Source organism: Mycobacterium asiaticum (assembly GCF_001668675.1).
In the GTDB taxonomy this organism is placed as follows: Bacteria; Actinomycetota; Actinomycetes; order Mycobacteriales; family Mycobacteriaceae; genus Mycobacterium; species Mycobacterium asiaticum_D.
The window spans coordinates 1-6,751 of the sequence record NZ_LZKQ01000057.1 but is presented as its reverse complement, the minus strand read 5'-3'; the positions used below and the strand labels follow the sequence as shown (position 1 = coordinate 6,751).

7 protein-coding genes and 1 pseudogene are annotated in these 6,751 nt (G+C 65.2%); 7 read left to right on the top strand and 1 reads right to left on the bottom strand.

Annotation, left to right across the window (positions count from 1 at the left end):
- Positions 1–89: 89 nt before the first annotated feature.
- Entirely contained in the window at positions 90–608 is a 519-nt protein-coding gene (locus tag A9X01_RS05625; protein ID WP_072501205.1) for a hypothetical protein, read from the bottom strand.
- 161 nt (positions 609–769) lie between these two features.
- Between A9X01_RS05625 and A9X01_RS05620 the strand changes: the two genes are divergently transcribed.
- The 7 genes and pseudogenes from A9X01_RS05620 to A9X01_RS05595 all read left to right on the top strand — a co-directional run.
- Positions 770–1,594 carry a tyrosine-type recombinase/integrase gene (locus A9X01_RS05620; protein WP_306454291.1) on the top strand — a complete coding sequence of 275 codons (825 nt, stop codon included), beginning with the start codon at positions 770–772 and terminating at the stop codon, positions 1,592–1,594.
- Positions 1,591–3,843, top strand: coding sequence for a tyrosine-type recombinase/integrase (locus tag A9X01_RS05615; RefSeq protein ID WP_232526921.1), 2,253 nt, complete (start codon positions 1,591–1,593; stop codon positions 3,841–3,843). Before A9X01_RS05620 ends, A9X01_RS05615 begins: the two co-directional genes overlap by 4 nt.
- Positions 3,833–4,273, top strand: coding sequence for a DUF6262 family protein (locus A9X01_RS05610; RefSeq protein WP_065119802.1), 441 nt, complete (start codon positions 3,833–3,835; stop codon positions 4,271–4,273). Before A9X01_RS05615 ends, A9X01_RS05610 begins: the two co-directional genes overlap by 11 nt.
- Before the next feature lie 95 nt (positions 4,274–4,368).
- A complete protein-coding gene (locus tag A9X01_RS30350; protein WP_162494284.1) occupies positions 4,369–4,512 on the top strand; it encodes a hypothetical protein in 144 nt (47 codons plus the stop codon).
- Positions 4,509–4,856, top strand: coding sequence for a helix-turn-helix domain-containing protein (locus tag A9X01_RS05605; RefSeq protein WP_065119801.1), 348 nt, complete (start codon positions 4,509–4,511; stop codon positions 4,854–4,856). The genes A9X01_RS30350 and A9X01_RS05605 overlap by 4 nt, the downstream gene beginning before the upstream one ends.
- Before the next feature lie 76 nt (positions 4,857–4,932).
- On the top strand, positions 4,933–6,315 hold the full coding sequence (locus A9X01_RS05600; protein WP_065119800.1) for a recombinase XerD: 1,383 nt from the start codon (positions 4,933–4,935) through the stop codon (positions 6,313–6,315).
- Positions 6,316–6,387: 72 nt separating this feature from the next.
- Positions 6,388–6,674, top strand: a pseudogene (locus tag A9X01_RS05595) (transposase); the annotation flags it as partial.
- Positions 6,675–6,751 lie beyond the last annotated feature (77 nt).

Sequence of the window (6,751 nt, the reverse complement as noted above, 5' to 3'; positions counted from 1 at the left end):
TGCAAGCCCCCCACGCGCTCACCATGTGTGAGGCACCAGCCACCGCTTCGCGCTCACCTTTACGTGAGGCACCTCGGTCGACTGGCCGTTCAGCGGGGCCGGCCTGGCGCGTTGAGTCGGGCCATGAGTTCACGGTTGGCGGCGCGGGCGGCGGCGAGGTCTTCGTCGCGTTCGTCGAGTTGTTGTTGTTGGTCGATGACCTGCTGTTCGAGATGGGTGATCCGTTGGTGGAGTGCATCGATGTCGGTTGGGGCGCGAAGCCCGGACTCACGCCAGGTGTGTTCGCCGAGTGCTTGGGAGAGCCGCTGCTCGAGTTGGCGGATGCGTGCGTCGAGCCGGGCTGCGCGTTCGTGGGCGGCGAGCAGGTCGGCCTGTAGTGAGGCGTGGGTGACCGCGGGGCCGGTGTGCTCGTCGGGGACTGGATCTGCTTGCAGCGCGTGGATTTTCTCTAGTAGGTCGCGGTGCCGGTAGAGGAATGTGCGGTCGACTGCGGCGGCGCGGGCGATCGCGGACGCGCTGAGCGGGTCGCCGGCGGTTGCGGCTTGGTCGATCGCGGCCAGCACGCGCCGGCGTCGGCGCATCGAGTCGTCGTGACGGCCGTCGAGCATCGATCGGGTGCGTGTGCTCGACGAGATAGAGTGTGCGCGTGTGTGATTCGACGTTGCGTCGGTGGTTGTGGTCATGCGGTGGCCTCCGAGGCGGTGGTTGCCGGTGCGGGTGCAGTGGCGGCGAGGGTGGGCATGCCGAGCGGGATCGTGTGGGCCGCACGATGACGACGCATGATGGCGACCGCGTCGTCGATCTGCGTTCGCTCGGTGTCGTCGAGTTCGGCGATGTCGCCTTTGATCCTGTTGATCAGTCGCCGGATCCGGGTGATCTCCTCACCGAACTGCACCCTGGCCGCCGGCGGCGCTCGGGATGGAAGCCGTTCCTCTACCACCTGAGCAAGGGCGAGCCGGAGCGGCGGCGCACGATCAAGCTTCGGACCTCGCGCAGGCATCCGACCATCCTGACCGTCGGGCAGGTGCAGGCGATCCTCGACGCCTGCACCCACCTGCGGGATCGCTTGCTATGGGCATTGTTGTGGGACACGGGGATTCGGATTGGTGAGGCGTTGGGTCTGCGTCACGAGGACGTGGCCGCTGCCGAGGGTGAGCTGACGGTCGCGCCGCGATCCAACGACAACAGGGCGCGCGCCAAGTCGGCGACACCACGCACCATCCCGGTCGGCCCGGAGGTCATCCGGCTCTACGCCGACTATCTGCACGATGAATACGGCGACCTGGACTCCGACTATGTGTTCGTCAACCTGTGGGGCGAGCCGTTCGGGCACCCGTGGGGCTATCCCGCGGTCTACGACCTGGTGTTGCGGCTGCGCCGGATCACCGGCACCGACTTCGATCCCCACTGGTATCGGCACACCTACGCCACCCGACTGCTCCGCAATAGCACCCCGATCGAGGTCGTCAGCACGCTGCTGGGGCATTCGTCGATCGCGACCACGATGGACATTTACGGGCATCTGTCCGTCGAGGACGCCCGCCGGGCTTTGGAGGCGGCCGGCTTCCTGACTGGGCAGGAGGTGCGCTGGTGACCACAGCAGAACCCACGCCGGCCGCCACGGCTTTGGGGTTGCTGAGCATGCTCATGGCCGCTGTTCGACCGGAATTCCGGGCCGACATCCTGGTTCCCGAGCGGGGCGCGCTGATGTTCGATACCGCGCCGTGCCGGGTGCCGGGCTGCGTCCGTCAACCACGCATCCGCGGGCTCTGCAAAGGCCACCACAACGCGTGGCAACAGGAAGGCCGCCCGGACATCGACGTGTTCGCCACGATCGCGTCCCCGGAGGGACTCGGGCGCAAGGAGCTCACGGCCTGCGCTGTCGCGGGCTGCCGCTTCGGTGTTGCCCGACGAGGCTTATGCGTTCGCCATCACGGAATTTGGGAACGGTCCAGTCGGCGCGACCGTACCGCCTGGATAGCCGCTGTTCCGCTCGTGCATGATCCCGATCATCCGGTGTGCGCGTTGTCCTACTGCACATTGTGGACACAGGGACGCTCGGCGTTTTGCGTCAACCACCGATCGCGGTGGGAGGCGGCAAGACGTCCCGACATCGACGAGTTCATCGTGCTCTGCGAGTCCTATGGCGATGACCGGTTCGACTTCCGATCGTTCGATGATCGCCGACAGCTCAAATTGGAGATGCAGTACGCGCTGCAGTGCCGACACGATGAACGACAGGTCAAGACCCCCGCTGGCATCGCGAGGGCGGTTATCGCAATCGTGGCCGCCAGCGGGGTAGCCTCGCTGCTGGAGTGGCCGACGACGCGTTGGATCGAGTTCTTCGACGCCAATCACGCTGCCCGACACGGCCAGAACGGGCAGGTGGCGTTTCTGCGCTACGCCTATCGCTGTCTGGAGGACCTGCACTGCGGCAGCGGGTGGGAGGCCGAATTCCCGCGCGACGTGTGGGAGCTTCGCCGACTCGGCGTCGAGGGCCGCAAGCGACTGCGGTTCGACGGGATTACCCAACCGTGGCTCCGGGACTTGGCCAAGCGGTTCGCCCGCTGGCGGTTGAGCATCGGACGCAGCCCCAACCAGGCCTACATCGACGTTCAGGCGGTGACGCGTTTGGCCGGCTTCTTGGCGTCCCCGCCGGTCAACATCACCCGCCTGGCCGGCATCAACCGCGCGGTGTTGGAGCGCTACCTTGCTGACCTGTCCACCGACTCCCGAGCACTCCGCTCCCGAAGTCGCGACATCAGCTCGTTGGGTGCGTTCCTCGACGCGATCCGCCGCCACGAGTGGGACGCCGACCTGCCCGCCAGTGCCGCGTTCTACCCCGATGACTTCCCCAAGCCTGACAAACGCCTGCCCCGCGGGTTGGCCGAGTACATCATGGCCCAGGTCGAACAGCCCGCGAACCTGGACAGGTGGAACAACCCCGAGAGTCGGCTACTCACAATGATTCTGATGCGCTGCGGCCTGCGCATCGGCGACGCCACCAAGATCGCCTTCGACTGCGTCATCCGTGGCGGCGACGGCGCCCCCTACCTGCGCTACACCAACGCCAAGATGAAACGCGAAGCCCTCGTCCCCATCGACGAGGAAGTCGAGAAGGCCATCGCCGAACAACAACAGCGGATCCGCCAACAATGGCGCGACGGCAGTTCATGTTTGTTCCCTGCCCCAAAGATGAACCCCGACGGCCACCGGCCGCTGACCACGCAGTCCTACCGCGGCGGGCTACGAGACTGGCTGGAGCGCTGCGACGTCCGCGACGAACACGGCCGCCCAGTGCACCTGACACCGCACCAATGGCGCCACACCTTCGGAACACGGCTCATCAACCGGGACGTCCCGCAAGAAGTCGTACGGGTGCTACTGGACCACTCCAGCGGCGAGATGACCGCCCACTACGCCCGCCTTCACGACGCCACCGTCCGCCGACACTGGGAGTCCGCTCGAAAGGTCGATGCCAAGGGCCAAACCGTTTCGATCGACCCCGATGGCCCACTGGCCGAAGCGAACTGGGCCAAGCAACGGCTCGGGCGCGTGACCCAAGCGCTGCCCAACGGCTTCTGCGGGCTGCCAGTACAAAAGACCTGTCCACACGCCAATGCTTGTCTGACCTGTCCGATGTTCGTGACCACGCCCGAGTTCCTACCGCAACACCACGAACACCGTCAGCAAGTCCTGCAGATCATCTCCGCTGCCGAGGCACGCGGACAGTTGCGCCTCGTCGAGATGAACCAACAAGTCCTCGGCAACCTCGACACCATCATCACCACCCTCGAAACCGACTCCGGTTCAGAGGAATTGGAGCCTGCTAATGCGGGCTGACAACAGCCGGCACCTCATCGTCGCCGCCCGACAACGCCACGAACTCACCCGAGCCAAGGCGATCCAGACCCTGAGGACCCTCGACGCCGAAGGCCGTCCGGTCACCTTCGAGGCCGTCGCTCACGCGGCGGCGGTGTCTCGGTCCTGGCTCTACGCGCAACCCGACATCCGAGCCGAGATCGAACGGCTTCGCGCTGCCCACCGTCGAGCACCCGCGACGCCGGTCCCCGCGCGGCAACGATCCTCGGACGCCTCACTGCTACGCAGGCTCGAAGCCGCCACCCAGCGCAACCGCACGCTGGCCGAGGAGAACCGCAAGCTCCGAGACCAGCTCGCCCGAGCGCTCGGCCAGCAGCGCACCGCGACCGAAACCACGTCCACTCACACCGCCCGGAAACGTCTCAGCTCGATAACGATCGGTCCCTGCTGAAAGGCCTCCCCATGTCCCCACCCCAAACGTCGACGACAACGTCCACAACGAAACGCCGCAGGTCGCAGCCCCGAATAGGCCAGCGACTCAAGATAATGCAGGACCAATTGGGCCATGAACACGCCAGCACCACGGCGTTGTACACCTGCGTGTCCAGCGATTTCCGCATCCGCACGTTGCGGCGGGTGTTGGACTCCACCATCAACGACGCACTGTCGTCCAGCAAGGAGGACTCGTGAAGCGTCATGTCGACTATGCCTGGCGGCTGCCGGAGATCATGGCCGCCCACGGCATGCACAACAGCACCGACTTGATGCCGCGGCTCGCCGAACGCGGTATCGAGCTGTCCCGGCCCCAGGTGTATCGCATCGTTTACCAACGGCCTGAACGGTTGTCACTGCACCTGCTGGCCGCCCTGTGCGACATCTTCGGATGCGGCGTCGAGGATCTTCTCACCATCACCGCGACCGACGTCCGCCGCAAGAAAGCCGCCTCGTCCACCACGACTGCGCGCCCGAATGTGGTTGACCTGAACAAGTCGGTGCGTCCGCGCCGGGCCCGGGTGATCCGCGATGAGGATTGATCCCGACCGGCCGCCGGCACGTCGCGGACGACCCGCGGTCCGCGACGGCGCCTTGTGCTGCACTAGGTGCCACCGGATGGCCAACCAGTTGCGCGTGAACTGGCCCGCTGATCGACTGTGCCACAGCTGCTTCTACACGGCGATGCGCACTCATGGCATCTGTCCCATTTGTGGGCACGACGGCGTGCTGCCCGGTCGGGTCAATCAAGCCGATCCTCGACCGGTATGCCTGTCGTGCCCCGGTATCTCCGACGACTATCGATGCGCAACCTGCCACACCGAAGGTCAGCTGTATCGCCGCGGGCAGTGCGCTCGATGCGCGCTTCGCGACGACCTCACCGCTCTGATGGTCCACGACGCCGCCGACCCAGTCGCCATGGGGACCATCGTGACAATCCTTTGCGGGGTTGACCGACCCGAAAGCATCCTTACCTGGAAACGCTCCCCCACCGTTCGGGCCCTGCTGCTGGGCCTGGCCAGCGAGGACATCCCACTCAGCCACGACGGTCTCGACGCCGCCGGACAGAGCAGACAGGTGTCCCATCTGCGCAGCCTCCTCGAGCACAACGGCCTGCTCCCGCCACGCGACGAACCCCTTGCCCGTTTCCAGGCCTGGCTGGCCTCAAAACTCGAAGCGATCTGCGAGCCAGCCGTTCGAGCCCCCGTCGAGCAATTCGCCACCTGGCATCACCTACAGCGCCTACGCCGAACCTCTGCTTCGGGCCAAAGCTCCCACGGACCAACACATTCGGCCCGACAAGAGATCAACGAGACAATCAAATTCCTCAGCTGGTTGCACGAGAACCATCACCGCACCGCGGCGACCTGCCGACAGCAAGACATCGACGAGTGGCTAGCCACTGGACCGACAACCCGTACCAAGATCCGCACGTTCGTCGTGTGGGCCTCAAAGAGCAAGGTCAATACCGCCTTACAGCTCGACGCGCCACAAGCTAAGGACACCCGCTTGCTCACCCAAGACCAGCGGCTGGCATGGATCAAGGAATTACTCCACGGGGACGCCGAATCACTGCCCTACCGCGTTGCCGGCACACTGTTGCTGCTTTACGCCCAGCCCGTGGCCAAAATCGTCGCCTTGCCGACAGCCGCGATCGTCATCGCCGCTGGCGAGACACGCATATCGCTTGGCGCCGAACCTGTTCCAATACCCGAGCCCTTCGCCAGCATGCTCAAAGATCACCTGCACAACCGACCCAACCTCCGGACCGCTGGAGGCCTGAAGACCAACCCCTGGCTATTTCCCGGCCACCGCGCCGGCAAGAACCTCGAACACCACACCATGATGCTGAAGCTGCGCACCCTAGGTATCAACCTGCTTGGAGCACGCAACTCCGCGCTGCAGAACCTGGTCGCCGAAATACCCCCTCCCGTCGTAGGCCACCTTTTGGGCTATAGCCACAACTGCACCCAACGACATGCCCAACTGGCAGTGGCCTGACCCCGTTTGGTTGATCCATGGCTTATGAGAGTCTTGCAGCCCACGACGTGGGCAGGAAGGCTCAACAAAATCATGGCGACGAGGAAGCGGCACAGCCCGGAGCAGATTGTGCGCAAGCTGATGGCGGCCGATCGGCTCCTGGCCGAGGGTAAGGACACGGCAGCGGTGTGCCGCGAACTGGGTGTCTCCGAGGCCACCTACCACCGGTGGCGTAACCAGTTCGGCGGGTTGAAGGCCGAGGACGCCAAACGGCTCAAGGACCTCGAAGGCGAGAACACCACCCTCAAACGCCTGCTGGCAGACGCGGAGTTGGAGAAGGACGCGCTGCGGGAGATCGCGAAGGGAAACTTCTAGGCCCGGTGACCGGACCCCGTGAAATGGTCCACGGCGAACGAGAGTCGTTCATTGGTGGGTACAGGTGGCAGCGTAGCGGGCC